Source organism: Streptomyces musisoli, from assembly GCF_016741855.1.
Taxonomy (GTDB): domain Bacteria; phylum Actinomycetota; class Actinomycetes; order Streptomycetales; family Streptomycetaceae; genus Streptomyces; species Streptomyces musisoli.
Genome location: NZ_JAERRH010000041.1, coordinates 1 through 25,720 on the forward strand (window position 1 = coordinate 1; position 25,720 = coordinate 25,720).

Sequence of the window (25,720 nt, forward strand, 5' to 3'; positions counted from 1 at the left end):
GCGACCCTCGCTTCACATGAGACACCTGGGGCATCAGCCCGTGCGACGGGCAACAGGGCCGCACGAGCCAAGACCTCGACCAAGTGCTCTGCCAGGAGCCCGACGTGCGGGTCCGGCTGGACGAGGGCGGTGACATGGCCACGGGCGGTGCGCTCCCTGGCCCATTCGTGGTCGAGGTTGGTGAAGTCGTCGTCGATCCAGATGGCGGGCGCGTCGCCGAGCCAGGCGTCGAGGTGGTCGCGTTTCCACAGGTAGCCGTTGGGGTGGCTGGTCGTGATCTGCGGACGTGGCAGCTCGACGTGTGGCAGGGGTGGGAGGCCGAGGAGCGGGCCGATGAGCGTGGTGGCGTCTTGGCGCCAGCTGGTGCACCAGACGGGGGTGACCAGGCCGGTTCGGATCACGTGCATGAGCAGGGGACCGTGGGCTGGGTTGAGCCAGATGGTGACTGGGTTGTCGGCGGTTCGGCCGGTGGGTACGACGTCGTGGCGGGTGTGGGTCTCGGGGCCGGTTCCTTCCGCGTCCGGGAAGGGGATGAGGACGCCGTCGATGTCGAGAAGTAGGTAGGGCGGGCGCATCGGGTTCTCCCAGGGGGGCAGGGGCTGGGGTCAGAGCTTGCGCGCGGTGATCAGCAGGGTGGTGGGCCAGAGGCCGTGGCGGGCGTCGTGGAATTCCTGGGCCGAGGCGAGCCAAAGACCCGCTCGTCCGAGGTGCTTCTCCCAGCGTTCCGCGTCGAACTCCCAGCGCGCGATGGGCAGGCGCGTGCGGTCGGGAAGGGTGACGTAGTCGCGGCCGGGCCGGTCATCGGTGGAAGGCCGCCTGCCGCCCCGCTGAGGGTGGGGGACGGAGAAGGCGAGGGTGCATCCGGGTTTGAGGTGCTGGGTGATGGCCAGGAGCAGAAGCTCATGGGCGACGAGGCCGATCGCTCCGAAGACGGAGTAGATCGCGTCGAAGCGCTCGTCGGAGGCTTGCAGGTAGTGCAGGGCGTGTCCGGCGACGAAGGTGAGGTTGTTCAGCCGTCCGTAGTGGGAGCGGGCTCGGCGGACCTGTAGGCCGACGAGGTCGACGCCGGTGACGTGGGCGCCGTAGCGGGTGGCGAGGTGGGCGGCGTTGTGGCCGGGGCCGCAGCCGAGTTCCAGCAGTCGCTTGCGGCGCAGATCCGGTGCGAGGATTTCGGCGCCGGGTCCGCTGCCGGGCCGTGTAGTCCATTCCATCCGCGCGGGGACGGACAGGGGCTCGGCGGGGGTGGCCGTGGTGCGCTGGAGCGCGTGGACGTACCAGGGGGACGCCTGGGCAAGCACGTCAGACCTCCAGGAGGTGGAGGACGTCGGTGAGGTGCCGGCGTACGGCCTTGATGTAGGCGGGATCGGTGGCCGGGTCGTTGATCCAGCGGATGGACTGCTCCATGAACCACTCGACGGCCCAGACGCGGTGCCAGCCCAGCGCCCACTTCTCGGCCGGAAGCCCGCCACGCTCGGCGAGGGCGTCAGGGGTGCCGCCTTCGCTGACGTACGTCTCCAGGAAGACCCGCAGTCGGGCGGGGTCGGGGTCGTCGAGGGTGCCGTGCCAGCTGGCGAGGTCGAGCAGGCCGGAGCCGGTGAAGGCGCGGGCGAAGTCCAGCAGGCGCCAGCCGCGCCGGCCGATGTGGAGGCTGGTGGGGTGGAACTCGGAGTGCACCCAGCCGAACGGGCCGATCGCGGCGCCGGCCGAGCGCGCCTCGGCGGCTTGGGCGATGCGGTCGAGAGCGTCCTCGATGTCGTGGGTGTCCTCCCACCGGTCGGCCTTGCGCAGGTGGCCGAGGTGTTCCAAGGATCGCGCCGGGAGGCCGCGCAGACCCTCCTGATCGAGGACAGGCAGGGCCGCAGCCGTGCGGGTGCGGTGCAGAATCACGGCTGCTGCGGCGCCGTCGAGGTCGTCGGCTTCGCGGATGGGAGCGCCCAGGTCTTGCAGCAGCATCCCGAGCCAGCCGTCCAGCACTGCCGAGGCGTGAACGGAAGGAACGGGGACGCCGAACGTTTTTGCCAACCGGAGTGCCTGGTCCTCCCTGTCAAAGGGCCTCCTGGCGTACTTGAAGATGGCGGTGCCGCCGTCGGCGAAGGTCAGACGCTCGACGCCGGACATGGACCAGACGCGCACCTCCTCACGCGCCGCGCAGGTCCGGTTGGCGAGGGTCAGCAGGTTGTCCAGGAGTTCGGCGTTGAGGGTCGCGTCCATGAAGGGCTCTCCAGTGCGGTGGGGGCGTCCGGGGCAGGCGAGAGGTGCCTGCCCGCCCCGGAGCCTGGCGTGCGGTGCGGGTGCTACGCGGCAGGGCTGACGCGGTGGGCGTAGACCTGCTCGATCCAGCCGGCCTTGAAGGCTGCGAGGTCGGAGCGGAAGGCGGTCATCGACGCACCGTAGGGTGCGACGACGCCCCCGGCCTGGTCCGGCACAGACTGGCAGCCGTGCACGAGCCGGCCGCCGAGGGCGGTGTGGGCCTTGATGGACTCGATGCGGCGGTGCTCGTTGAACCAGCTGCCGTGGTAGACCTCGTCCAGCATCCCGCCCATCTCGTCGTCCAGGTCGAATACGACCGAGGTGGCGGCGGGGAAGAACCAGCACGGGCCGACGTTGGAGATGTGCCCGTCCAGCTCGACCTTGTTGAGCGCCATCAGCGTGGCCGCCTCGCGCAGCATCCGCAGGTGCTCGGCGGTGATTTGCGGCAGACCGAGGTCGGCGAGGTGCTCGTCGCGGAACAGGTAGGCGTACACCTCGTAGGCGGTGGCCAGCACGCGGGCGGCGTCCGAGGTGGACTCGCCGTGGGCCTTGATGAAGTCCAGGGCGAGCTGCTCGACCGCACTCTCGGTGGTCTCCTCCACACTCAGGAGCTTGGACCTGACCAGCTCCCAGTCGGCGACGAGCCAGGTGTTGGACTCGAAGCGGAAGAAGTACTCGGCCGGGTCGATCGTGATGCGCCGGCCGTCGACCTGGATGCCCGTCAGTCGGCTCCAGCGCTCGTCGAACGCCTGGGGCAGCTCGACCGTGATGGCCGTGGTGTCGATGGTGGTCACCGTGTCTCCGTCTGTGATCGGCCGGGTTCGGGCACAGGCATGCCTGAACCCGGAACGGGTGTACGGAACTTCAGGGAGCCGCCCGGCCGAAGGGGGGAGCCTAGTCACGGTGTCGGACCGGGCCGGGCGGCTGATATTCAGTGAACACGCCGTCACACACAGTGGGTACGGTGAGAGGCAGTCAAAGCGGTATACGCGGTTTACAACTCCGGAGCGGAGGCGGTCGTGGCAGCGCAGAGAGAACCCAACTCCCGCCTGCGCGACACCATCGAGGCGACCGGCTGCACCTACGAGGCTCTGGCGAAGGACATCCGACGCATCGCTGCCGAGAACGGCGAGACCCTCCAGACCAACAAGTCGGCTGTCTCCCATTGGGTGAACGGCACCCGCCAGCCGACCGGCCGGACCGCCCAGTACCTCGCCGAGGCACTGTCCCGACGAGCAGGCCGCACGGTCTCCGAGACGGAGATCGGTCTCCGCGGAGGCGAGGCACCGACCGAGCAGGCTGATCCCGTCCTCGCCGCGACCGACCTGGGCCGTGCCGACGTCGAACGCCGACGCTTCCTGGCCGTGGCCGCCTTCACTGCAGCCGGCGTCGCCATGCCCCTTGCCTATGACCACGAAGCCACAGCGCGCATGCTCCGCGCCCGCTCCGGTAGCTCACTGGTCGGTGCGGAGGACGTGGACGTCGTACGCCAGATCACCGCAGCTTTCAGCGCCGCCGACGAGCGCCTCGGCGGCGGCCATGGACTCACCACCGTCACCGCGTATCTCGCCGACACCGCCGCCCCCATGCTCCGCGGACGGTTCCCGAACGAAGCCTTACGCCAGGCAGCCTTCGGAGCGGTCGCAGAACTCGCCTACCTCGCAGGGTGGAAGCACCACGACCTCAGCCAGGAAGGCGCCGCCCAGCGCTACTACCAGGTCGGCTACCAACTCGCCTGCGAAGCCGACCCGCACGGCCACGCCGCCTGGATGATGCGCGCCCTCGCCCACCAGGCCCTCAGCCTCAAGCAACCCCACCACTGCGTCGAACTCGTCGAGGGCGCACTGACCCGCGGCCTGGGCCACGTCGATGGCCAGACCGAGGCGCTGCTCCACATCACCCACGCCCGCGCGTACGCCGCCGTGGGCGAAAAGCCCGCAGCCGCCCGCGCCCTGCTCGCAGCCGAAGACGCCCTCCTACGCGACGACGGCCCCCAGCCCAGCTACTCCCGCGTCAGCGGCCCGGCCGCCGGCACCGTCGCCAGTCACACCGCCCGCACCCTGACCGACCTCGCCGACCACGTCGGCACCGAGCAGCAGCACCGCGACGCCCTGGTGCGCTGGGACCCGCAGAAGTACAGGCGCGTCCATGCCCTCACCTACGCCGACCTTGGCGACAGCCTCGCCGCCCAAGCCCGCGCCGACGAGGCCGTCGCCGCCTGGTCCCAGGCCCTCTCCCTCACGGAGGGCATGACCTCGGACCGCACCCGCAAAGCGATCACCTCACTCCGCTCCACCCTCGCCGTCTACCAGCGCCGCAGGGTGCCCGGAGCGGCCGAACTCGCCCGCCGCACAGGTGAAGCACTGGCCTAAGCTGCCCACCAACCGGCCGACGAAGGGACACAACCGTGGCTCAGCGGACAACCGACGACCACCCCAAAGCCCTCAAGCCCGCCCTCGAATCCATGACCCTGCTGGTCGCCGCCGTCATCGTCCACGACAAGGCCACCAACCGCGTCGTCCTCCTCCAGCGCAGCCAGAACGCCAAGTTCGCCCAGGGCATGTGGGACCTCCCGGTCGGCAAGAGCGAACCCGGTGAGCCGATTACCGAGACCGCCGTACGCGAGCTGTACGAGGAGACCGGCCTGACCGTGAAGCCGGAGGCCCTGAAGGTCGCCCACGTCATCCATGGCGCTTGGGGCGTCGAAGCTCCCAACGGCTTCCTCACGGTGGTCTTCACCACCCATGACTGGACCGGCGAACCGGAGAACCGCGAACCTAGCAAGCACGCTCAGGTCTGCTGGGTCGATGCCGATGCCATCCCGGAGGAGTTCGTGGACACCACCGCGAGCGCCCTCCACCGCTATCTCACCGGTGGCCCTCAGGTATCGCTGGATGGGTGGAAGTAGGGATCAGCACGGTGGCAGCGTGGCCTGCGCGACTCGGAGCAGGGCCGTGATTATTTGTTGCGCCCCGTGTTCCAGAGGTTAAAGACCTTGCGCGGCCAGCTGCCGGATGCTTGCCCACATTCCCGATCGACCAGCCGCGCGCATGGCAGAACTGACACTGGCCGCCCTCCGGCCCCACATGATCCGCTCTCGGGCCATCACCGCGACCCGCCTCGCCCACGCCCAGCTCGCCCAGGGCGCCTCCGATGCCGCCACGGCCACCGCGATGAAGGTTCCCGCCGAAGCCGCCACCCAGCACGCCCGGGTCACGCGCATGCTGCAGGAGTTCGGAGCCGCACTGCGCGCCACCGCGCCAGGACATCGGGCAAAGCCAACCGTCACCGGCCTCGCCGGTCCTCACCGTGATGATCCGCGACACCGCTGACCCAAGAGGCGGGCAGCGCAGGAATTGGCCCTAGGAGCCCAGTCTCGGAGCACGTCCGGCGGGCCTCGTTGAACATGTTGGGCACAGAGACGGGGCGACCGAACGGGTCTGGTGCTCGTCGTAGCAGCTACCAGCCCGTAATGACAGGTGTCGAGTACCGCTGGCGGGTGGGCAGGAACCGCCGGTGCTGCGAATACCACCTCGGCACCTTGGGTTACGTGGTGGAGGACGCGGCCCGCCCCGGGACGACACTCGTCGTGGAGACCGGTCGACCGGCCGTCATGGAACCGGACCCGGTACCGGCCGAGCTCGTCCTGCCGCGCGAGGTTGCCGCGGGAATCCGGGCCGCGTGGTCGAGCGGCTGGACGCCCCGCTGCGACGGCTCGCCGTTCGAGCTGCGCCTTTCCGCCGCCGGCTGACCGGGACGGAGCGCCGGAGGGTCCAAGAAATGGTTTGCCGACCCGGTGGCTGTGTGTCACCGTTCGGCCTGGACCGGAAGTTGATCATCGGCGGCCGGTCGACGTCGACATGTCGGCGGCCTCTCGGGGATCCACCGGAGAGGTGGCGAAACGATGGGAACCGGTGCCGTGGGGAACAGTTACGAGGACGAGTGTCGCCGGTCGTTGGCCGAGGAGCAGGCGAAGAGCCTTGCCGGGACCAACGACTGGGAGCATGTGGACAGGGAGCGGGTCCACCAGGACTGGGACGTCCTGTACCGGGAGATCACGGCTTTCCTGGACGGCGGCTCCCTGCCGGGGGACCAGCAGATCCAGGAGCTCGTCCGCAGGCACTTCGACATCGTCTGCCGGTTCTACACCCCCTCCAGGGAGGCTTACGTCGGCATGTCGCTCTTCTACGCCGAGGACGAGGCCATGAGGGCGTTCCACGATTCCTACCATCCCGGGTTGGTGGGGTTCCTGGGCGCCGCGATCAAGGTGTTCGCCGAGCAGGGAAGCGGTTTCGCCCCCAGCGCAGGGGCCGAGGCTTCGGCGTAGTCGGGCGACACGGACCAGGACATGCATGGGCGGGTGCGCCCGCACCGGGGTCCGGGCGCACCCGCCGAGGGGTGGAGCGGGGTTCAGGCCCAGGGGCTGCGACAGCCCCTGGGCACCACTGGAGCAACCACCCGAACGAGGGAACACCGCGCCCCGGGAAGGCAGTCAGCGACCCACCGAAGGGCATGGGTCACGGCACCGTTCGGTGCCGGCCCGTCGACCACCATGGCATCGGCCGGACAGCCCTTCCTTGTCGAGACGGCGCCAAGACGGCAGTGGGCCAGCCGGGTGGAAGAGGAACCGATTCGGCATTCCCGTTCGAGGGACAACCCGCCTACGTCATCCGCTGCGAGGGCATCACCGTGACCGGTCCACACCGTCACCCGACAGAGAGGAAATACTGTGACCCCTCGTTCCGTCGTCGCGGCCGCCGGCGCCGCATGCAGTGCATTCGCCCTGCTTCTGGCCGCGCCCGGCGCCGCCTCCGCAGCAGCCGGCCAGTTCCGCTACACCTACACCACCGCCGAGGGGTACGACGCCGTCGGCTTCCTGAACAACCCTCCCAGCAGCCAGTGCATCAACCTGCAAGGACCCGCCTCCGAACCGGGTTCCTTCAGCCGGGCCCCCAAGAACCGCACCGACGCCACCGCCACCGTCTTCCTCGACGCCGACTGCGAAGGCGACACCTACTACACCCTCCCCCCGGGCACCGGCGCATCCGACCGCCTGCTCCTGCGTTCCGTCGTCTTCTCCTGACCACACGCCCTCATCCGGCCGAACCGCTGCCTACCCGGCCACCGAACCAAGACCCAGCCGGCAAGAGCCTCGCGTCGCCCACACCTGGAACTCAGGGCCGGCCCTCCAGGGCCCAGCCGACGGCCCGGTTCGGTTCCGGACAGCCGAGTCGCCGGCGGGCGGCGCGCGGCGCAGCCGGCGGAGATCGATGAGGACTGGTGCCCGGCGTGGCCGGTGGACCGGCAGCGCAGCTACGCCGGGGTGGAGCCGCTGGTGTCCCTCGGCGCCGAGTGTGGGGCGGTGGCTTCAGCGGCAGCGGCAGCACGTGGTGCGGCACGCTCTGGCCGCCGGGCAGCGTGAGCGGCTTGCCTCCCCGTCGCAGGCGGTCGTGGACAACTCACACGCGGGGACGAACACCCGAACCGCCGACCGTGATCCTTCGGCCCCGCTCGGGTCACTTCGGCAGATCGGCGGAGAGGAAGGGAGCAAGGAGCGCGAATAACGCGTCGGGGCGGTCCAGGGGGATGATGTGGCCGCAGTCCTGGAGATGGTGTCCGACCAGGTCATCGGCGATGGGACGGAGTTGGCGTTCGAGCCCGGTGCCGACGGGGTGAGAGCCGACGGCCATGGTGGGCATGGTCAGCCGAGCCGTCGAGACTGCGTCCTGGATCTGCTGCGCGCTGGTGGGCAGGGCCCGGTAATAGGAGAACGCGCAGCGCAAAGCCGCACCCCCGGTGTACGCGTGGACGAAGGCCGCACGGATTTCGTCGGGTACTCCTCGCCCGAGCGTCCCCGAGTCGAGGAACCAGTCGACGTACGGGGCCTCGTTGCCGGCCAGGACGGTCTCGGCGAAGCCGGGGACGGCGTGGAAGCCGAACCACCACGGGGCACCGCCCGCGACGACGTCCTCCGCTCCGGGCAGGTGGCCGAGCAGTGCCTCCATCACGACCAGGCGCCGGACGAGGCCGGGCCGACGCAGCGCGAGCAGGATGGCGGGAGCAGTGCCCGCGTCGATGCCGACCACCGCTGCCGAGGGCTCGCCGAGTGCGTCGAGCAGCCCTTCGGCGTCGGCGGCGAGGGTGCCTGCGTCGTACCCCTCGACGGCGCGTGCACTGGCACCGAGGCCTCGAAGGTCCGGGGCGATGACTCGGTACTGCCCGGCCAGTCGGCCCATGATGCCGCTCCAGAGTTGCCAGGTGTGCGGGAAACCGTGCAGCAGGAGAACCGCAGGTCCGTCCCCGGCGATCGCGACGTTGAGTTGGACGCCGTTCGTCGCGATGCGGCGCAGGTGGTGTGCAGTGGTGACGGGCATGACGGCCCCTCCCGGATGGTTACCATTGGTGACCACAGAACGATAGGTAACCGGCCGATCGCTTCCTAGAGATCTTTAACGGTGCGGGTTACGCGGAGTCGTGACGGCTGTCGTGGGCTGCGCTATGCCGGGAGGATGAGGTATCCCGATGGCGGCGGCTTGACGGCTGATGAAAGGGCTCGACGTGAGCAAGTCCGGCTTGCGGCCGCCGATCTGATCGAGACCGGGGCCAGTGACCGGGAGGTGGCCCGGCGGTTGAGGGTGACCCGGATGTCGGCGAACCGCTGGCGGCGGGCGTTGGCCTCAGGAGGTCGGCAGGCCCTGGTTTCCAAGGGAGCGGGCGGTGCCCGCTGCAAGCTCGACTCCAGTCAACTGCGCGTGCTGCAGAAGGCGTTGGATGCAGGCCCGGCCGCCTCCGGCTGGCCTGACCAGTGCTGGACGCTGGCGCGGATCGCCGAGGTCGTGCGTTGTCGGTTCGGCGTCGAGTACACCCTGGCGGGGCTGGACCTGCTGCTGCACCGCATCGGCTGGAGCGTGCAGGTTCCCTCCCGCAAGGCCACCGAGCGGGCCGAGGCGAAGATCGCCGCCTGGAAGGACGAGCAGTGGCCCGTCATAAAAAGAGGGCGGCGGACTTGGGCGCCTGGCTCTGCTTCGAGGACGAAGCCGGCCAGGGCCTGAGGCCGCCCAAAGGCCGCACCTGGGGCCGACGGGGTCACACCCCGGTGGTGCGGGTCACCGCCGCAGGCACCAAACGTGTCTCCATGGCGGCGCTGATCTGCACCAAAGCCGGTCACCGGCCCCGGCTGATCTACCGCATCCACCTCAACCGCGGCCCGGCCAAAGGCCGCCGCAAGGGCTTCACCGAGACCGACTACGCACGCCTGCTCGATGCCGCCCACCAGCAGCTCGGCGGCCCCATCGTTCTGGTCTGGGACAACCTGAACACACACGTCAGCCGCACCATGCGCGAGCTGATCGCCGCCCGATTATGGCTGACCGTCTACCAGCTGCCGCCGTACGCTCCCGAGCTCAACCCCGTCGAGGGCGTGTGGTCGCACCTGAAGAGGTCGCTGGCCAACCTCACCAAACACGGCCTGGACCAGCTCACCGTGTTGGTGAAGACGAGGCTGAAACGCATGCAATACCGGCCCCGCCTCATCGACGGTCTCATCGCCAAGACCGGGCTCGACTTCCAACCGCCGTAACCTCAGCCGTTAAAGATCTCTAGACGGCACTTTCAGGGAAGGTGGTGAGCCGCAGGTGACCACCCGAGGAGCCCGGGCCCCCGGTCACGGGGTACGCGGCGATCTGTTCGATCCCCATTGCCCGACGCGGCAGTTGCTGGACCGCATCGGTACGAAGTGGACGTCCATGGCCGTCAAGACGCTCGCCGATGCCGCACCGGACGAGGTGCGCTTCGCGGAGCTGAGACGCCGGATGCCCGGCGTGTCGCAGAAGATGCTGTCCGTGACCCTGCGAAGCCTGACCCGCGACGGGCTGGTGGCGCGCCGGGTCGAACCCACCGTGCCGCCGCGGGTCTTCTACCGACTCACCAAACTCGGGCTGTCCCTGGAAGTCGCGCTTGCGGGGCTGCGGACCTGGGCGGAGGAGCACATGGCCGAGATCGACCGCGCCAACGACGCCGCCGCCCAGCAGGCCGATGAGGGGTAGGCAGACCGGTTCCGCGCCCCGATTTCATGACGGAGCATCAACCCCGTCGCGGTCCCTCACGGATGAAGGCCTAGAGCACGATGCGGAGGTCGAGCACGGACCCGGTGGCTCCGACCGGCCTCGCGTCCAGTTTCTCCAGGACGTGGAGCATCGGCTTGTTGCTCGCCGCCACGACGGCGGTCAGCGCGTGGTGCCCCTCGCGGCGGGCAACGGTGGCCGCATGTTCGGCCAGCGCGGTGCCAAGCCCCCTCGCCTGCCACGCATCCTCGATCAGAATCCCGAGTTCCCCCAGCCCTTGCTGATCGGTGCGCATGACGTTCGTCATGGCGATGATGTGGTCCGTACGTCCGGTCGGAGCGGTCACCAGGGTGGTGCCATGCTCCGGGCTGGACAACTGACGCCATTCGGCGGGTGAGAGCCCGCACTGGCCCGCGTGGTATCGCAGGGCTCGGCTGCCCGGCGAGCAACGGCGGTGCAGTTCCTGAACGGGCACCAGGTCTTCAGGGGCCGCCTTGCGGGTTCGGGTGGCGGTTCCATCGGTCAGCGTGACCGAGTATGCGCCGTCTCGACGGCCGGCGTCGGGCATGGACGTTCTCCTCACATTGCGATCGTGACTGTTGTGCCGGGGCGCCCAGGGCAAGAGCGCGACCTTGCTACCGCAGCAGTCTTTTGCCGGCTCCGGGCCGGCTCAAGAGGACTTCACGTCACGTCGATTGCGTTGTGCTTCTGATCGACCACGGAGGGAAGCGGAAATCTGAAGGAGTGTGGTCGTCGTCGGCGCCGATACTGGGCATCGCTCACGGCATCACGTCAGGACTTACACGGAGGGCAGCCCGACCCTCGCCACCGGAACAGGCCGATGAGCGTCCCTGCTTCGCGTAAGCAAGCCATTTTTGAGTGGCTGTGCACCACTCAACCGCCGGTGCACCGGCGGCCGGAGGCCTGGGAGCCCACTCTGTGCGGACGGCCGGGCGACTCGGGTGCGCTGCGGCGGGTGGGGGGACGTCCCGGGCTCTCGGGCCCCGCAACCGCCGCCGGCACGGCATGCATGCCCGGCCGACGGCCTGCAGCCGCCGGACGCGGCCGGATGCAATGTCGAGAAGCGGCGCCAGGCTGAGCAGGCACCCGCTTCTCGCCTAGAGTCGGCTGTATGACGCAGGCACCGGCCCAGGACCGTGGAGCACGGTCCCGTGACGCGATTCTCGACACCGCCGGCGCGCTGATGGCGCGGTACGGCTACGCCGCCACCTCTATTTCCATGATCTCCGCCGAGTGCGGTCTGCCGGCCAGCTCCATCTACTGGCACTTCGGCAGCAAGGACGGGATCTACGTCGCGGTGCTGGAGCGCGCCAGAATCGCGTTGCTGGCAGCCCTGCCCCGGGCCGAGATGGCGGGAGCCGACGTCGCGCAACGCCTGGACGCCTTCCTCGCGGACGTCCAGGACGCCTTCCAGCGCCACCCGCACGGCCTGAAACTGCTGCTGGGGCTGGGCATGGTGCAGCAGGACGCCAGCGCAGCGGCCGTGGCGGAGGTGCACCGTTACCGCGACGCGCTGGTGGCCTGGGCTCATGCTGCGCTGTGCGCTGTCTTCGGGCTGGACGACCGGCCTCAGGTCGCGGACGAGCTGGCGCGCTTCACACTCAGAATGGCGAGCGGCACCGCCGTCGCGCGCTGGTTCGATCCGAGCGTTGGTCTGGACACCGGGCAGTTGCACGTCGCCCTGCTGGCGCTCGCGGCTCACCACGACGTTCCGGTGCGCGCAACCCCGCGCGAGGGCGCCCTGCCGCGTGACGCCGCGGACAGGGAATGACGACCGCCGTGAACCGCCCCCGGACGGGGGCGGTTCACGGCGCGTTCGGCGCTCAGCCGGGCCGTTCCTCGTGCGGCAGCCATGAGGCGAGGGCTCGTTGCGGCCGCAGAGGCGTCGACGTCATCGCGCGGCCCCCGGTAAGTGGGGAAGGGGCCCAGAATGCGCAGTGGTGATCGGTCGCGAAGCCTGTGGTGGGTGCGACCCGGTCCGGCGCCAGTACCTGGACGGAGTCCCCGTCGCCCGTGTAGCGGGGCCAGGCGGGGGCCCGGGCGCCGTTGGGGTCGCCGGTGGCCGCGAACTGTGCCCAGTAGGCGGTCATGGTGGCGGACAGCCGCTGCTGGGCGGGCGTCAGGCGTACGGCGCCTGTGGGGAAGAGATAGGCCAGCTCGGAGGCGTGAAAGGCTCCCTGCGGCGTGTGCGGTGCCGGGATGAACGGTGGTGCCTGGGGGTCGTGGAACTCGTAGGCGTACACGGGCGCCTGGGTGCCGTACAGCCGGCTGTCGGCCCGCGCCGGGCAGGCGAACCGCTGGTCGGTGTTGACGGCGGAGTAGGCCAGGTTCGGGGAGGGATACCCTGAGGCCGGATACGTGTGCAGTACTGCTGCTGCGCGGCCTGCGTGCTGGAGGCCGATCAAGGCGGCGTACGAGGCGGTGGTCAGGGGGCCGCCGCCGAGCAGATCCACGTACAGCGCGGTGAAGTACCGGTACTCGTCGTGGGTGTTGCCGTTCAGTGTCGGGACGGCGTTCACTCGTCCCTCGGCCCATGCCTTGTGCGGAGCACGCGGGAGGACGCGTGGCCCGGTGTTCGGGCCCCACACGGATGCCGTCCCTGTCCCCGTGCCGCGAAGCAGCTCTGTGGTGGTCAGGGCACGCAGACAGGTCGCCGCGGTCGACGGGTCCGCGCAGCCGGCCGAGGCCGCGAAGTCGCTTCCTCTCTGCTCGGCAGCGCCGAGCGAAAGCGGTGTCAGACCGCCGTCCGAGGCGCAGCTCCCGCTCTGCTGAATCGCCCGCTGGAACAGGCCTTCGGCGGTCGGGGAGGCGATGTGGGCGCAGGTGTCGACCGCTCCGGCGGACTGGCCGCCGAGGGTCACCCGATCGCGGTCGCCGCCGAAGGCGCCGATGTTGTGCCGGACCCAGCGCAGCGCGGCCTGCTGGTCCATCAGGCCGTAATCGCCGGAGGCGTGGTCCGCGCTCTCCGATGACAGGGCGGGGTGGGCAAGAAACCCCAGTGCTCCCAAGCGGTAGTTGACGGTCACCACGACCAGGCCGCGCGCGGTCAGAGCCGAGCCGTCGTAGTCGCTTCCGGCGCCGTAGGCGTTGCCGCCCCCATGAAGCCACACCAGCACGGGGAGGGGCCGGCCGCCGGTGCGAGCGGGTGTCCACACGTTGAGGTACAGGCAGTCCTCCGTGGTGCTGCCGGTGCGGTTGGAGTCGCCGGGCAGGACGGGGCCCCCGTCAGGGAGCAGCGTCAGCGGCGGTTGGGGGCAGGGGCGGGCCGGTGCGGTGGCATCCCGCACGCCGGGCCATCGCTCGGCGGACCGCGGGGGACGCCAGCGCAGCTCGCCCGTCGGTGGGGCGGCGAAGGGGATGCCCTGGAAGACCCGGACGCCGTCGCGGAGGGCCGCACCGCGCAACCAGCCGCGGTCGGTGCGCACGACCAGGGAGTCGTGGCCGGCATCGGCCCGGGCCGTGGGCGGGGGAACCGCGAGGGAGGACAGCAGCAGGGCCAGAACCGCGATCACGGCACGGGCCAGGGTGCGCAGACTCGGCGATCTCATCGCACCTCCTGACGCCGTGCGAGCGGTGCCGTCATGACGTGGACTCGTAGGCACCGATGTCGCAGGCTGCACCCTGGGGACGGGCGACACCGCGCTGATCGGTGGCAGGGCAGCCGGCCGCCGCGTCCAGGGCGGGGCTTCCCGGCAGCAGCGCGGCCGTGTCCGTGGGGCCGCCGTTGTCGGCGAGCGGGCCGATCAGCGGCGTACGGCTGGGCAGATCGCCCGCGGCGGTGAGCCGGCAGCTTCCGTCACCGTCGATGTTGTGGCCCTCCGAGGTGATGGTGGCGAAAGCCTTCTTGCAATCGGCGCCCTTGCCGTCGACGGTGTTGCCGGCGACGACGGAGTTGCGCAACGTCAGTCGCCCCAGCGGCAGATCGACGACATCGGGGATCGGGTAGGGCAAGCTGTCGAGATAGGCGGGGGCGATGTTGACTCCGCCTCCGCCGTCGCTCGAACTGTTGCCGACGATGGTCGAGTTGAGTATCACCACGGGGCCCCGGCCACGGATGTCGATACCGCCGCCGTAGCCGGCGAGGCTGCCGGGACGGTCGCCCGGGTTCGTCACCCGGTTGCCGGCGACCGTCGAGTTGGTCACCGTGCCGCTGTCGTCGAACCTGATGCCCCCGGCCTCTCCCGCGACGTTCCCGCTGACGGTGCTGTCGATCAGATCCAGGTGCGAGCCGGGAATGTTGAAGATGCCGCCGCCGTAGCCCGCGGAGTTCCCGGTCACGGCCACCCGTCGCAGCGTCATGTGGTGTCCGTTGGCGATGCCACCGCCACCGGTGTCGGTGACGGGCAGTTCGCGCTCCTTGGCGACTCCCCCGGTGATCGTCAGATCGGACAGCCTGGTATCCGCCTGCATGCGGAAGGCGCGGTCCAGGTGGTTGGCGTCGATGACGGTGGTCCGTGCGCCGGAGCCGCGGATCGTGGTGGGCACCGCGATGTTCAGGTCACCCGTGGCCGGGTCCGGGTGATCTCCGATGATCTTGCCGGGATCGGGTGGCACGGTCAGCCGGTAGCGGCCCGGAGGCAGCGTGATGGTGCTGCCCTGGCGGGCGTTGGCGGCCATCACCGCAGCGCGCAGGCTGCACGCGCCCGACGCGGTGAGGCACAGGCCGTCCGAGGGGTCGGCATCGGCCGCGTCGGACGTGGTGTCCACGGTGAACTCCGTGGGTCCGTCGGCTGCGGGCGCGGCGGCGACGGCCGTGGGCGCGGCGGCCATGTCCGCGGGGACGGCGAGTGCCATGGCGGCGGCGAGGACGACTGAGAGTGACGCCGGACTGGTTGGCAGGTTCATCAGGTGAACCCCTCTCGGCGAGGAAGGGGAGGACTTGGCTGATGCGAGGACGTCCTGCTGGTTCGGATGCGGCCCGTGCGAGAGACGCGGCCGGGCGCCTTCGGGGGTGGGGGCGCTCGAACGGCCGGGTGGGCCGGGCAGAGGAGCCGGTGAGATGTGAACGGTGTGTGACTCGTCCGCTCTCTGTAAGGAGCGTTCCATTCATCTGATTCCGTGTCTACTGACCGGCAGTGGAATGACCGGATAGAGACGCACCTCGAAGGGCTCCGCCGCAGCCCGGAACGGCGTCGTAGGAGGCGACTTCACCCGCTTGCCGCTCAGAATCCGGGGCCACATGCCGTGATGCGTCAGGCATTCTTGATCCATGCCTGACAACGTCGCCCGCATCATCGCGGGGGCCAGCGCGGCATTCACTGCATCCAACATGGCCATCTCTTACGCCGCCTACCGCAGGGTCGGTCCTCGGTTGCAGGTGGAAGCCGGTTTTGTCGGTGTGGAAATGCGTTGGCCAGGGGGTGAGAAGACCGGCTTCCTCCTGGCCATCACCGTTCGCAACAGCGGGCAGACGGCAGTGAAGCTCACTCACGTGACCATGGAGGTTCGAGACAGGTACTGCCTGCGTCTTCTGAAACGCCTCGCCCACGACCCACAGGCGGACGTGACCTCCTGCTTCTTCCCGCAACTCCCCGCGGACGCGGCTATGAAAGTCGGCTCCCTCGCTCGCGTGAGATGGGAGCCCGTACACCTGAGCAGCACCACTCTGGAGGCATTTGAGAGGCCGGGGACCCTGCACCGATTTGGGGTGGGAGTGGCCTCGGGCCCCATGGTCTACAGCCGTTGGAGTCGCAGGCCGAAGTACATCCCCACCAGTCAAAGCATGGGCGAGGACAACCGCCAGCTGACGTTCGATGACCTGGACTCCGGGACAGCCCCGTAAGTCCCCGGACAGCCGAGATGCGATCTAGCGGGGTGGACCAGGATCCTGGACTCGGCTCGACGTAGTCCTCGTCGACTCCCGAAGCAGACCGGGACGAGCGGGTGGGCCGTGAGTTGCCGTGGTGCGAAGGTCGGCGCGAGCAGTGCTGCCTGCAGACCACAGCGCCCACCGGATCGCGGACACCGAGCCCGGCGATGCGGCAGCGGACGACGCGCCGTCAGTTGTGGGCAGGCCCTGACCAGCGCGTGACGTCCGTTCCCCGGGGTACAGGCCGCTGCTGCCCGGGCATCAGCCGCTGTGCTGCTACCGCGGCCTTCCCTTCAGCGCCTGAACCGGGCATCGCCTCCCTGGGTGAGGTGGTCCAGCCGCCGGGCCTGGGGCACGTCGCGGCAGCCCGCGAGCACCATGACGTCCTCCAGCTGCGAACGCAGCAGGGACAGGATGCGTTCCACTCCCCGCTGTCCGTCGGCAGCGAGCCCCCAGAGCACCGGACGGCCCACGAGGACGCCGGACGCACCCAGAGCCAGTGCCTTCAGGACATCCGTCCCGCTGCGGATCCCGCTGTCGAGGAGGACTTCCGCCCGGCGTGCGACGGCATCGCAGATCGCGGGCAGGAGCGAAATGCCCGGCGCTACCGTGCCGAGCTGCCGCATGCCGTGGTGGGAGACCACGATCGCGTCCGCGCCCAGGTGTGCGGCGTGGGCGGCATCGTCCGGATGCAGGATTCCTTTGACGACCAGGGGCAGCTCCGTCTGGCCGCGCAGCCAGGCGAGGTCCGTCCAGCTGAAGGCGGTGTCGCGGGCGTCGCCCGGGTGTGCGGACACGATGAGCGCCCGGCAGCCCACGCTCTCCGCACGGTCCACCAGAGCGGCGGAAAGGACGCGGTCGGGCAGGCCGGGCAGCTGGAACCAGGTGTCCGGGCACTCGGCCGTGATGGCCTCCAGCAGATGGCCGCTGCGCATGCCGACAGCACAGGGCACACCGGCGGCCGCCGCCGCCCGTGCGGTGGCGATCTCCCCCTCCGGGTGGAGGCGTTCCAGGCAGTCCAGCGGGGCCACGCCCACCGGCAGGGCCGCCTTGGCACCCAGCAGCCGCGTGGACGTACGGCAGTGGGAGACGCCGGACAGCACGCGCGGGATCAGCTGAACGGCGTCCAGCGCAGCACGGACGGCCGTCACGGTCGTGTCGTCGGCGCTGCCTTCGTCCAGCAGGTCCCGGACATCACCGGGCAGGACGGGAAGGGCCGCTCGCCGCGCGTCGTCGAGGGTGAGCCAGCGGTCGGAGGCATGGACGACGCCGGCCTCTTCCAGGTCTGTGGCGCTATCGGACAGCATGCTCACTTCCGGCTCCTGCCTCGGTCAGATCGCCGGCACAGCGCTGGGCCAGCTCGGACAGCAGCTCGCTCTGCTCGGCCCGGCGCGCCTTCACATAGGCGTACTGCCGCGTCGGCTTGCAGCCGCGGGAGAGCTTCACCGTGTCCGAACCGGTGGAGTAGTGGATGTGCGAGATGCCCTCGGCCAGTGCGATGCGGAGCAACTCGTAGTACGCGAGGCCGAAATAGACGGGGAGCTTTCCTTGCGCCTCGTAGTCGAAACCGCCTTGGCGGGCGTACATCTGTCCGCCGTGGGTGAAGGTGAGGATGAACCCGATGATGCTGCCGTCCAGGTGAGCGGTCGTCACGCGCGCCGCTTCGCCGGCGTTGGCGGCCACGCTGCGCAGCACGGCCAGGAACGCCTGGGGGTCGGCCTGGGTGCCGTGCTTGGCGTAGAGCGCCATCTCCAGGGGCGACACCTGCTGGATCAGCTGCTCGGTGATGCACTGGGTGCGGTAGGTGACTCCCGCGGCGTCCAGTACCCGCAGCTCCTTTCTGATCTTCACGCGGTGCCGTGACGGGAACCTCGCCAAGTAGCCGGAGAAGGTGCCGTCCTGGGGGACCTCCAGGGAGTAGGCCGTCTGGCCGGGAAGGGATACGTACCGCTCCGCCTCCAGGACGCCGCGCAGCACCGTGTCGTCCTCGTCGACGTAGAGGAAGGACACTGCTTCCAGGCCCGCCGTCCACGCTTCCCGCTCGGCGGCGCCGACCAGTGCCTGCAGGGCGTGGCGCTGCAGTTCGGCGGGGACCTCGCCGTTCACTGCGGCCCTGGTGTGGGAGGGGTTGCGGCCGCCGCAGGCGAGGGCGGGCATCAGTGCGCCGGGCCAGGTGGCGGCCTCCCCCGTCACCCGCTGATGGATCGTGCCGACGACCCGGCCCGGACTGCAGAAGACGTACGGTGTGCCGGCCTCCAGGGGGTACGCCGGCAGGGCGGCGATCAGCTCCGGCCCCTGGGCGGCCGTGAAGTAGTACGGGGCTGTCGCAGCGGTGGCCTGTGCGTGCCGCAGCCACGGGCTCGCCGAGTAGAAGCCGCGCGGTCCGAGCAGGGCGTCCCAGCGTGCCGTGTCCACCTGCTCGAGATCCCGGCACAGAGCCACGTCCAGGGCCGCACGGGACGCCTCCTGCTCAGTCATCGGAACTCTCCCCCGCGGCGAACAGGGGGGTGAGCTGACCCAGCGCGGACTCGGCGCGGCGTACCGCGTCGCCCGTGGTGTCTCCGACCGCGACGACGTATCCGAGCAGGTCGAGGTTGCTCGCGGCCGGGCGGACCTGGTCACCCGGGTGGGCTTCCAGGTCCACCTCGATCACGCCCGGGATCCGGCGCGCGAGGTCGACGCCGTCGATGCGGTCCAGGGTGCCGGCCCGGTGGGCCGCCAGGTAACGGGAGGCCGCGGCCCGGCTGTGTGTGAAGGTGAGATCGGCGGTCTGTCCCGTGTGGAGCTTGACGCACTCGCGCTGGAGGTAGACCCCGGTCGCCTCCCGGATGAGCTGGGTGATCTCCGCGCCGGGCATACGTCCGTTCACCTCGACGATCCGGGGCCCGTCCGCGGTCACCTTGACCTCGACATGCGCGGCACCGAAGTCGTGGCCGACGGCTTCCAGGGCCCGGACGGCCAGTTCGGTGCACTGCTCGCGGACCGGGGCCGACAGCATCGAGGGGAAGGTGTCGCCCATCTCCACGAAGGAGGGGTGGGAACCGAGCGCCTTGTCGGTGACGCCGAGGACCCGTCGTTCACCGTCGACCAGGACCGACTCCACGCTGACCTCGTAGCCGACGAGGTACTCCTCGACGAGCGCACCCGGCCGGCGGGGCTGGCCCCGGAAGTCGGTGGGACGGGAGCTGATGTCCCGGTAGGCGGCGAGTACGTCGGCGGGGGTAGGGCACAGGGTGACGCCGATGCTGGCCGACTCGGTCATCGGCTTGACCACGCACGGGTAGCCGAACCGGTCGGCGGCCGCGAGAGCGTCGTCCTCGCTCGTCGCCTGGTGGAATCCGGGAACGGCGACTCCGGCCGCCTGGCAGGCGCGGCGCATCAGCAGTTTGTCGCGGCAGTTCCGGGCGGCCTGCGGGGACAGCCCCGGCAGGCCGAAGCGAGCGGCCACCTCGGCGACGATGGGGAGGTTGTAGTCGGTGACGGTCATGACGCCGCTCAGGCGGCCCTCGGTGTGGAAGGGTTCCAGGGCCGCTACAACCGCGTCGACACTGTTGGTGTCCGTCTCGATGATGTCGTCGACGTGCTTGGCGAAGATCTCCTCCGCCACGCTGACCACTCGGTAGCGGTCCGGTTCGTTGCTCAGCAGTACGGTGTGGAAGCCCAGCTCGTGGGCGGCGCGGAGCGGGGTCAGCCCGAAGTTGGACAACTGGGTTTCGACGACGGCGAGTACGCCGCGGGAGCTGCTGCTCATGCCTGTGGCTCTCCAGCGTTGGGGGTGGTGACAGACGAGGGTTGGTCTGCCGCACGCGCCCCGGCGACGGCAGAGATGATGGGGCCGCGGGCGGCCAGCGTCAGGACGAGCGCGGCCGCCGTGAACGCGGCGGGCAGGGAGAGGGCCCACGCCGGGCCGGGGCCCTCGGCGATCACACCGGTCAGCGCGGAACCCGCTGCCCCGCCGATCGAGATGAAGCTGCCGACTCCGGCGAACGCCTCGGTCATCCGGTGTTGGGGAGTCATCTCTCCGATGAGCTGGAACTCCTCGGCTCCGGTCGGCGCCATGGGAAGGCCGCTGCACACCAGCAGGACGCCCAGCAGGAACAGGGCCCACGACGGCGGGAGCCCGGCGCGGTGGGCGAGGGGGAAGGCCGGCAGCGTCGCCAGGGCGGCGGTCAGGACGACCAGAAGCCGGGCATAGCGGCCGAAGGTGCTTCCGGCGCGGCTGCGGGCGCCGTAGAGCAGTCCGCCGAGCACGCTTCCGGCGGACTGGAGCGCCACGAGGCTTCCGGCCAGTTCCGTCGCCGTGCCCTGGGCGCGCAGCGCCGCGGTGACCGCCACCGCCAGTGCGGTGGACAGGGCGGCCGTCAGGCCGATCGCGGTGAGCACGGACAGCGCTGCGGTGCCGCGCCGTGCGGACGCCGGCGAGGCGCCCTGGGCGGACGGCGGCTTCGGCCGCTGCCGGCGCACCACCTCCGCCTGCCCGAATCCGAGTGCGCCGGCGCCCAGCAGCACGGCCGTGGCCAGCAGGGCGTCCCTGGCACCGGTGAGCCAGCCCAGGGCACTGACCGCGGACGGCCCCAGGATGAAGAGCAGTTCACTGAGGGTCGCCTCGAACGCATAGGCCCGCTTTCGCAGGTCGGCGTCCTCGGTGAGACTGTTCCACAGGGCTCGGGCGGAGGCTCCCACCGGGGCGGTGGTGAGCCCGGCCGCACCCGCCGCGGCCAGCAGGGCACCGGTGGGTGCCCAGGCCGTACCGAGTGCGAACCCGGCCAGCAGAAGACCTGTCACGGGACCGGTGATGCGCAGGACCGGTGCGGGGCCGCGCCGGTCCATCAGGCGGCCGTTGACCGGGCTTCCCACGGCACTTCCGAGGGCGTAGGCCGCTCCGGCGCTGCCGCCTGCGGCCAGGGAGTGCCCCGATTGCACCATGGCCAGCAGCAGGGCGAGCGGCACCATGGTGCCCGCCAGGCGGGCGAGCGCGCCAGGCAGTGCTGCCGCGCTCGCACCCGGAAGCCTGAGCAGCTCCGCGTAACTCCGGATCAAGAGGAGGCTCCCGTGGACACCTGACGGCCGGGGTCGGCCAAGTGGAACACATCCTCGGTGGTCTCGGCCCGCCAGACGACCTCCTCCCGGTCCCCGTCGACGGCGACCACGGGCCCTCTGGTCCGGATGAAGTTGTTGCTGCGGCCCAGCGAGTAGGCGCCGGTGTCGTGCAGGCAGAGCAGGTCACCGACGCCGATGTCGTCGGGCAGGTCCACCGCGGCGGCGTGGACGTCGTTCTCGTAGCACAGCGGGCCCGCCACCGACCAGTTGCGGGAGGCCGGTGAGAACGCGCGGCCGACCGGGACCAGCCGGTGGACCTCCCCGGTGCCTGCCCAGGGAGCCATGTTGTTGCCGCCGTCCAGGATCAGCCAGTTCGCCTCCGGCAGTTCCTTGCGCGACATGACCCGGGTCACCATGGCCATCGCGTCCGAGACCAGCCAGCGGCCCGGCTCGCAGGCGAGCGCCACCCCGTCCAGCCCCCGGTCCTGCATCTGCTTGTCCACGTCCGACAGCAGCGACGCAAGGTCCAGCACCGGCTCCTCGTCCGGCACCGGATCGCCGCCCTGCAGGCCCCACAGGGCGGACAGCGGCCCGAAGCGGGGGCGGCGGATACCCGGTACGCCGAAGCCTCCGCCGATGTTGACCTCGCGCAGCCCGAACCTGCGGTGGAGGTCCTGGGCTTCGTCCAGTACCCGCTCCAGTGCCCCGAGCATGAGGTCGTGGTGCACGATCTGGCTGCTGAGGTGGGCGTGGACAGCCGTCAGGGACAGGCGCGGACATTCGGCGATGCGCTCGACGAGCCGGGCGAGCTGGGGAGATCCGGCCGGCCAGCCGAACCGGTTGCGGCGGGCCACCCGCTCGGCCTGGGCGCGGTAAGAGGGGTCGGACGACGTCGAGACCGGTGTGCCGGGGGAGATCCGCAGCCCCACCTCGACCGTTCGCCCGGCCTGCGCGGCCAGCCGCTCCAGCATGTCGATCTCGTGCTCGGCATCGATGTTGATGCGCACACCGTGCCGGAGGGCCGCCGCCAGTTCGTCCTCGGTCTTGACCGGGCCGTTGAACACCGTCTCCGACGGCGGGAAGCCGGCGGCGAGGGCCGCCTCCAGTTCATAACCGGAGACGACGTCGGCGCCCATGCCGTGGCCGGCGAGCCGGCGGCACAGATACGGCAGGTAGTTGGTCTTCACCGAGTAGTAGGCCCGGACCGGCCTTGCCAGTGCGCCCAGTGCGTCCAGCAGGTGCTCGGCGGCCCGGTCGAGTCGCCGCACGTCCAGGACCTGGATGGGAGTGCCGTGGCGGCGGGCCACGGCGACCAGCCGGTCGTAGTCCCAGGCGGGCGTCGCGGTCACGTCGGACGATGCCCGGCTCACGCTGCTGCCCCCTGTCCGGCTCCGCCGAGTCGTGCCCGGGCGTACGGGGACGTGCCGGTGACCAGCCGGAAGCCCGCGTCGATGGCGCCCCGGTCCGCCAGGTCGGCATAGCGGCGCTGCCACTCGCCCGAGGCGAGGTCCTCGCGCAGGCGTGACACGCCCCGCTCCACCGCCTCCGGGTCGGTGAGCGAGAAGGCGGAGCAGGCGCGCCGCGTCTCGGCGTCGAGATACGCCTCCGGCCGGGCCCAGAACGCGGTCATGAAACCGTCGGTGAAGTCGCGCCAGACGGGAAGTTCGGTGATGTCGCAGGGCCCGAGCAGCGAGGTCAGGTGTTCCAGCGCGGGAACCCGGGAACGTTCAGCCTGCGCGATCTCCGGAACGTAGTCCCGGGTGAACCAGTAGTCCGCCTGGACGTCCATGTCATAGGTGACGATCGCGAAACGCTCGGCGACTCGGAGCAGCTCCGAGACCCCGGCTTCCAGGTCCGACCAGTGGTGGACGGTGAGGACCGCCATGGCCGCGTCGAAGGCCTGGTCGTCGAAGGGAAGCGACTCCGCCCGGGCGATGACGCACGGAGCGGCGTCCGGGCCGCGCTGGCTGCGCATCTCCCGAGACGGTTCCACGGCGACGATCTGCATGTCGGTGGGCTCGTAGGCACCGGAACCCGCACCGAGGTTGACGACGGTCCGGGCGTCCCCGAGCGCGGCACGGATGGTGTCGGCCCACCGCTTGTCGGGGCGGCGGACGGCGGAGTATCCGACGCCGATGCGGTTGTAGTGTTCGGCCGTGCTGAGATCCGGCAGAGCCGGAGTTTCAAGGCTGTGCTGGGACATGTTCGCTCAGCCCTCGCTGTTGCTTGCCAGGACCTCGGCCTCGTACTCCTCGCCGTAACGCCGATGTTCCCAGGTGTTGATCGCCACGAGCCACACGTCCCGGTGGCCTCCCTCGTCGGTGAGGTGCTGGATGTCGGTGACGTGGTGGAACATGAGCTTGTCGTCGAAGACGATGGCCTGGCCGTCCTCCAGGGTGGTGCGGAAGAACGGTTCACCACCGCCGAGCGGCATGAGCTGGGTCTCACCGCCGGATATGTTGTGACGCCGGGTGACGGCGACCATGCCGTAGTCATGGCCGTCGCGGTGAGGTCCCTCGGGGGCGGCCACGCCCTCGACGTCAGGCGTGGAGACCACCCTGCACTGGTGGATGTTGAGCTGCCACACCGTGTCCTTGTCCAGCTCCAGGGCCTCGGCACCGGCGGCGATGAGCGCGGTGGGGTCGACGGTCAGGGGCTCCAGGGTCCGCAGTTGCCCGCCCACCAGGTCGTTGTACTGGCGGGGCTGGGCGAAGTGCCGGTGCGGCAGCAGTTCCAGTTTCCACTCGCCGTCGTGGACGAGGCGGAACTGGGAGAAGCGGCGGTAACGCTGTGTGGAACCCGTGTAAGGGTCGAGCGGCAGTTCCTCGAACTGCGACAGGGTGAAGTCGTCCAGCGGCGGAGTGTCGATGATGGCGAAGCCTTGCGGGTTCAAGCCCATGGAAAATCCCCCAATGTACGAGCCCCAGGAGCACCCTGGGGCTCCCTCAAGCGGTGGCGTGACTGTATGCAGACGCGACCGGTCCAGGGAATGATCTTTATGGCGTGCTCCGCCGACGGCAGTTCGACACTTTGTCAGGTTAACGCTCGGTAACTACTGGATGAATGCGGCGAGTTGGCTCAATCGGTGAGTGAGTGGCAATCCGGCAGGACGCCTGATCAGATGTCAGTTCGCGGTCGCGACCGCCGCGGTGGCGGCCAGGGTGTCGAGCACGCTGACATCGGCGTGAGCACCGATGCGAGGGTTGCGGCGGGTCGCGGTGCCATTGACACGGGCCCGACCGCGAAGCAGCACCGCGGCCCCACATGGCGCGCGGCTGTCTCCATCCGCCGGATAGCCACCGCTCACGCAGCCAGGCCCGGTGGCAGCTGGACCGGGCCCTGGCTTCACGCGCGGGAAGTGCGCCGCGAGCAGCTGCCGCGTTCCCCGCGATGTATTGGTCCTACTGATTTGGCCTGGCGGCGCTGATGTCGCCGAGTGCCGAGCGTGCATCGCGTTCGATCGCCAGATCGCCGATGGAGACGATACCGACGGCGTGGCCCTCTTCGACGACCGGAAGGCGGCGGATGGAATGCTCGCGCATCAGCTCCACGGCACGGTCGAGATCCTCGTCCGGGGTGATGGTGACAAGATCGTCGCTGCAGGCGGAGGCCACGGTCTTCTCGTCCGGGTCACCGCCCTCGGCGAGCGCGCGCACCACGAGGTCGCGGTCACTGACCACGCCCCGCAGATCGTCGCCCTCGATGACCAGCACGATACCGATGTCCTCGTCGCGCATCTTCTGTGCCACCGCCGTCACCGACGCCTGCGGCTCCACCGTCACCAGCTGGCTGGTCATGATGTCCCGCACATGCTGAGTCATGACTCCTCCCTAGGTTGAGAGCCGGTGCCCACTGGGCTACGGCCGGGTACCCGCCGCACGGCCCCGCTTCACATGAGGACGGGAGGACGGGCGGGCTCAGGTTCCGATGGCCTCTGGCGAGGCGCTTACCTTCCGGCCTGCGGTCCCGGACATCTGCCGGGAGATCCTGGCCGAGCACATCGAGCACACCGTCGACCTGCTGCTGGAGCGCTCCCGCGTCCTGGCCGAGGCGGTGGCCGCCGGCCGGACCGCCGTGGTGGGGCTGTCCTACCGCCTGGCCGACGACAGGGCCCAGCCCGTCGCGCTGCGTGTCGATCCTGATCCGTCACGTGTGCTCGTCCTCTCACCGGCGCCGATAGGTGGTAGCGGCCTGTAGAAGCCGCCCGAGCGGTAGGCGGCGTGAACCGGCGGCGACAGACGGGCCGCCGCCGGTCGGCGTTCTGCCGGGCGGGTGGTCGCGGCCTGGGATCACAGCCCCTGGGATCACAGCCCTGCCAACCCCTTGGCCAGGGCCGACAGCCCGCCGGCCAGGGCGAGCATCAGGACGAGCTGCCGGGCTCGGCCTTCCGGGACTCGGTCGGAGAGCACCTTGCCGATGACCGCGCCCACGATCATGGCCGCGACGGCGGAAGCCCAACCGGTGGGGCCCAGCCGGGGAACGCCGTTGGCCGCCAGGGAGCAGACGTTGACGACGATGCCTTGACATCCTCTCCGCC

Annotated in this window: 25 protein-coding genes and 3 pseudogenes; 11 read left to right on the forward strand and 17 right to left on the reverse strand. The window is 70.2% G+C overall.

The features are described 5' to 3' along the window. From JK361_RS38960 to JK361_RS38975, 4 genes are all read right to left on the reverse strand, one after another. Positions 1-575 (reverse strand): HAD domain-containing protein (locus tag JK361_RS38960; protein WP_201827543.1); only part of this gene is annotated, 575 nt, incomplete at its 3' end. 30 nt (positions 576-605) lie between these two features. After that, on the reverse strand, positions 606-1,298 hold the full coding sequence (locus tag JK361_RS38965; RefSeq protein ID WP_201827545.1) for a class I SAM-dependent methyltransferase: 693 nt from the start codon (positions 1,296-1,298) through the stop codon (positions 606-608). A 1-nt stretch (position 1,299) separates the two neighbouring features. After that, positions 1,300-2,211 carry a phosphotransferase family protein gene (locus tag JK361_RS38970; RefSeq protein WP_201827547.1) on the reverse strand — a complete coding sequence of 304 codons (912 nt, stop codon included), beginning with the start codon at positions 2,209-2,211 and terminating at the stop codon, positions 1,300-1,302. An 83-nt stretch (positions 2,212-2,294) separates the two neighbouring features. Continuing rightward, entirely contained in the window at positions 2,295-3,044 is a 750-nt protein-coding gene (locus JK361_RS38975) for a hypothetical protein (RefSeq protein WP_201827549.1), read from the reverse strand. Between the two features lie 225 nt (positions 3,045-3,269). On the opposite strand from JK361_RS38975, the gene JK361_RS38980 reads away from it, so the two are divergent. From JK361_RS38980 to JK361_RS39005, 6 genes and pseudogenes are all read left to right on the forward strand, one after another. Then, on the forward strand, positions 3,270-4,622 hold the full coding sequence (locus JK361_RS38980) for an NsdA family TPR-like regulatory protein (protein WP_201827551.1): 1,353 nt from the start codon (positions 3,270-3,272) through the stop codon (positions 4,620-4,622). 35 nt (positions 4,623-4,657) lie between these two features. Then, complete coding sequence (locus JK361_RS38985; protein ID WP_201827553.1) at positions 4,658-5,158, forward strand: NUDIX domain-containing protein; 501 nt, start codon at positions 4,658-4,660, stop codon at positions 5,156-5,158. A gap of 145 nt (positions 5,159-5,303) precedes the next feature. Continuing rightward, positions 5,304-5,582, forward strand: a pseudogene (locus JK361_RS38990) (XRE family transcriptional regulator); the annotation flags it as partial. Positions 5,583-5,722: 140 nt separating this feature from the next. Then, a complete protein-coding gene (locus tag JK361_RS38995) occupies positions 5,723-6,001 on the forward strand; it encodes a hypothetical protein (RefSeq protein ID WP_201827555.1) in 279 nt (92 codons plus the stop codon). Between the two features lie 168 nt (positions 6,002-6,169). Continuing rightward, the gene (locus JK361_RS39000) at positions 6,170-6,577 is read left to right on the forward strand and encodes a TipAS antibiotic-recognition domain-containing protein (protein ID WP_201827557.1); all 408 of its coding nucleotides are present in this window, start codon (positions 6,170-6,172) and stop codon (positions 6,575-6,577) included. Positions 6,578-6,979: 402 nt separating this feature from the next. Further along, positions 6,980-7,333 (forward strand): hypothetical protein, encoded by a 354-nt coding sequence (locus JK361_RS39005; RefSeq protein ID WP_201827559.1) that lies wholly within the window; start codon positions 6,980-6,982, stop codon positions 7,331-7,333. A 433-nt stretch (positions 7,334-7,766) separates the two neighbouring features. Here JK361_RS39005 and JK361_RS39010 read toward each other — a convergent pair whose 3' ends face one another. Then, a complete protein-coding gene (locus tag JK361_RS39010; protein ID WP_201827561.1) occupies positions 7,767-8,624 on the reverse strand; it encodes an alpha/beta fold hydrolase in 858 nt (285 codons plus the stop codon). A gap of 135 nt (positions 8,625-8,759) precedes the next feature. On the opposite strand from JK361_RS39010, the gene JK361_RS42915 reads away from it, so the two are divergent. Together JK361_RS42915 and JK361_RS39025 are read left to right on the forward strand one after the other, a co-directional pair. Continuing rightward, positions 8,760-9,829, forward strand: a protein-coding gene (locus JK361_RS42915; RefSeq protein WP_443732171.1) for an IS630 family transposase whose coding sequence is annotated in 2 segments (ribosomal slippage) — positions 8,760-9,246 and positions 9,246-9,829 — 1,071 coding nt in all. Because the reading frame shifts where the segments join, the coding sequence is not laid out codon by codon here. A gap of 55 nt (positions 9,830-9,884) precedes the next feature. Then, positions 9,885-10,295 (forward strand): winged helix-turn-helix transcriptional regulator, encoded by a 411-nt coding sequence (locus tag JK361_RS39025; RefSeq protein ID WP_201827566.1) that lies wholly within the window; start codon positions 9,885-9,887, stop codon positions 10,293-10,295. Positions 10,296-10,365: 70 nt separating this feature from the next. On the opposite strand, the gene JK361_RS39030 is transcribed toward JK361_RS39025, so the two are convergent. Further along, the gene (locus JK361_RS39030; RefSeq protein WP_201827568.1) at positions 10,366-10,881 is read right to left on the reverse strand and encodes a GNAT family N-acetyltransferase; all 516 of its coding nucleotides are present in this window, start codon (positions 10,879-10,881) and stop codon (positions 10,366-10,368) included. A 564-nt stretch (positions 10,882-11,445) separates the two neighbouring features. Between JK361_RS39030 and JK361_RS39035 the strand changes: the two genes are divergently transcribed. Further along, on the forward strand, positions 11,446-12,105 hold the full coding sequence (locus JK361_RS39035) for a TetR/AcrR family transcriptional regulator (protein WP_201827570.1): 660 nt from the start codon (positions 11,446-11,448) through the stop codon (positions 12,103-12,105). 52 nt (positions 12,106-12,157) lie between these two features. On the opposite strand, the gene JK361_RS39040 is transcribed toward JK361_RS39035, so the two are convergent. Both JK361_RS39040 and JK361_RS39045 read right to left on the reverse strand, forming a co-directional pair. After that, positions 12,158-13,882, reverse strand: a complete 1,725-nt coding sequence (locus JK361_RS39040; RefSeq protein WP_201827572.1) for a carboxylesterase/lipase family protein — start codon at positions 13,880-13,882, stop codon at positions 12,158-12,160. Positions 13,883-13,913: 31 nt separating this feature from the next. Continuing rightward, positions 13,914-15,179: a choice-of-anchor Q domain-containing protein gene (locus tag JK361_RS39045; RefSeq protein WP_201827574.1), complete on the reverse strand. Its 1,266-nt coding sequence runs from the start codon at positions 15,177-15,179 to the stop codon at positions 13,914-13,916. 364 nt (positions 15,180-15,543) lie between these two features. Here JK361_RS39045 and JK361_RS39050 point away from each other — a divergent pair, with 364 nt between their 5' ends. Continuing rightward, positions 15,544-16,116, forward strand: a complete 573-nt coding sequence (locus JK361_RS39050) for a hypothetical protein (protein ID WP_201827576.1) — start codon at positions 15,544-15,546, stop codon at positions 16,114-16,116. A gap of 320 nt (positions 16,117-16,436) precedes the next feature. On the opposite strand, the gene JK361_RS39055 is transcribed toward JK361_RS39050, so the two are convergent. The 8 genes from JK361_RS39055 to JK361_RS39090 all read right to left on the reverse strand — a co-directional run bounded on the left by JK361_RS39055 (position 16,437) and on the right by JK361_RS39090 (position 25,004). After that, a complete protein-coding gene (locus JK361_RS39055) occupies positions 16,437-17,450 on the reverse strand; it encodes an alpha-hydroxy-acid oxidizing protein (RefSeq protein ID WP_201827578.1) in 1,014 nt (337 codons plus the stop codon). After that, a complete protein-coding gene (locus JK361_RS39060; protein ID WP_201827580.1) occupies positions 17,437-18,621 on the reverse strand; it encodes a GNAT family N-acetyltransferase in 1,185 nt (394 codons plus the stop codon). Before JK361_RS39060 ends, JK361_RS39055 begins: the two co-directional genes overlap by 14 nt. Further along, the gene (locus JK361_RS39065; RefSeq protein WP_201827582.1) at positions 18,614-19,894 is read right to left on the reverse strand and encodes an ATP-grasp domain-containing protein; all 1,281 of its coding nucleotides are present in this window, start codon (positions 19,892-19,894) and stop codon (positions 18,614-18,616) included. The genes JK361_RS39060 and JK361_RS39065 overlap by 8 nt, the downstream gene beginning before the upstream one ends. Continuing rightward, entirely contained in the window at positions 19,891-21,183 is a 1,293-nt protein-coding gene (locus JK361_RS39070; protein ID WP_201827584.1) for an MFS transporter, read from the reverse strand. The genes JK361_RS39065 and JK361_RS39070 overlap by 4 nt, the downstream gene beginning before the upstream one ends. Further along, positions 21,180-22,553 carry a diaminopimelate decarboxylase family protein gene (locus JK361_RS39075; protein ID WP_201827587.1) on the reverse strand — a complete coding sequence of 458 codons (1,374 nt, stop codon included), beginning with the start codon at positions 22,551-22,553 and terminating at the stop codon, positions 21,180-21,182. The genes JK361_RS39070 and JK361_RS39075 overlap by 4 nt, the downstream gene beginning before the upstream one ends. Next, positions 22,550-23,386 (reverse strand): class I SAM-dependent methyltransferase, encoded by an 837-nt coding sequence (locus JK361_RS39080; protein ID WP_201827588.1) that lies wholly within the window; start codon positions 23,384-23,386, stop codon positions 22,550-22,552. Before JK361_RS39080 ends, JK361_RS39075 begins: the two co-directional genes overlap by 4 nt. Before the next feature lie 6 nt (positions 23,387-23,392). After that, on the reverse strand, positions 23,393-24,082 hold the full coding sequence (locus JK361_RS39085; protein WP_201827590.1) for a 2OG-Fe dioxygenase family protein: 690 nt from the start codon (positions 24,080-24,082) through the stop codon (positions 23,393-23,395). 502 nt (positions 24,083-24,584) lie between these two features. Then, the gene (locus JK361_RS39090; protein ID WP_201827592.1) at positions 24,585-25,004 is read right to left on the reverse strand and encodes a CBS domain-containing protein; all 420 of its coding nucleotides are present in this window, start codon (positions 25,002-25,004) and stop codon (positions 24,585-24,587) included. A 160-nt stretch (positions 25,005-25,164) separates the two neighbouring features. On the opposite strand from JK361_RS39090, the pseudogene JK361_RS39095 reads away from it, so the two are divergent. Next, positions 25,165-25,380, forward strand: a pseudogene (locus JK361_RS39095) (hypothetical protein); the annotation flags it as partial. Between the two features lie 107 nt (positions 25,381-25,487). On the opposite strand, the pseudogene JK361_RS39100 reads toward JK361_RS39095, so the two are convergent. Continuing rightward, positions 25,488-25,720: pseudogene (locus tag JK361_RS39100) on the reverse strand (sulfite exporter TauE/SafE family protein); the annotation flags it as partial.

Excerpts from the sequence above, each read along its gene's own strand:
- JK361_RS38970 (WP_201827547.1), bottom strand. The coding sequence starts at position 2,211 with ATGGACGCGACCCTCAACGCCGAACTCCTGGACAACCTGCTGACCCTC.
- JK361_RS38995 (WP_201827555.1), top strand. The coding sequence starts at position 5,723 with ATGACAGGTGTCGAGTACCGCTGGCGGGTGGGCAGGAACCGCCGGTGC.
- JK361_RS39010 (WP_201827561.1), bottom strand. The coding sequence starts at position 8,624 with ATGCCCGTCACCACTGCACACCACCTGCGCCGCATCGCGACGAACGGC.
- JK361_RS39030 (WP_201827568.1), bottom strand. The coding sequence starts at position 10,881 with ATGCCCGACGCCGGCCGTCGAGACGGCGCATACTCGGTCACGCTGACC.
- JK361_RS39035 (WP_201827570.1), top strand. The coding sequence starts at position 11,446 with ATGACGCAGGCACCGGCCCAGGACCGTGGAGCACGGTCCCGTGACGCG.
- JK361_RS39040 (WP_201827572.1), bottom strand. The coding sequence starts at position 13,882 with ATGAGATCGCCGAGTCTGCGCACCCTGGCCCGTGCCGTGATCGCGGTT.
- JK361_RS39045 (WP_201827574.1), bottom strand. The coding sequence starts at position 15,179 with ATGAACCTGCCAACCAGTCCGGCGTCACTCTCAGTCGTCCTCGCCGCC.
- JK361_RS39050 (WP_201827576.1), top strand. The coding sequence starts at position 15,544 with ATGCCTGACAACGTCGCCCGCATCATCGCGGGGGCCAGCGCGGCATTC.
- JK361_RS39055 (WP_201827578.1), bottom strand. The coding sequence starts at position 17,450 with ATGCTGTCCGATAGCGCCACAGACCTGGAAGAGGCCGGCGTCGTCCAT.
- JK361_RS39060 (WP_201827580.1), bottom strand. The coding sequence starts at position 18,621 with ATGACTGAGCAGGAGGCGTCCCGTGCGGCCCTGGACGTGGCTCTGTGC.
- JK361_RS39065 (WP_201827582.1), bottom strand. The coding sequence starts at position 19,894 with ATGAGCAGCAGCTCCCGCGGCGTACTCGCCGTCGTCGAAACCCAGTTG.
- JK361_RS39080 (WP_201827588.1), bottom strand. The coding sequence starts at position 23,386 with ATGTCCCAGCACAGCCTTGAAACTCCGGCTCTGCCGGATCTCAGCACG.
- JK361_RS39085 (WP_201827590.1), bottom strand. The coding sequence starts at position 24,082 with ATGGGCTTGAACCCGCAAGGCTTCGCCATCATCGACACTCCGCCGCTG.
- JK361_RS39090 (WP_201827592.1), bottom strand. The coding sequence starts at position 25,004 with ATGACTCAGCATGTGCGGGACATCATGACCAGCCAGCTGGTGACGGTG.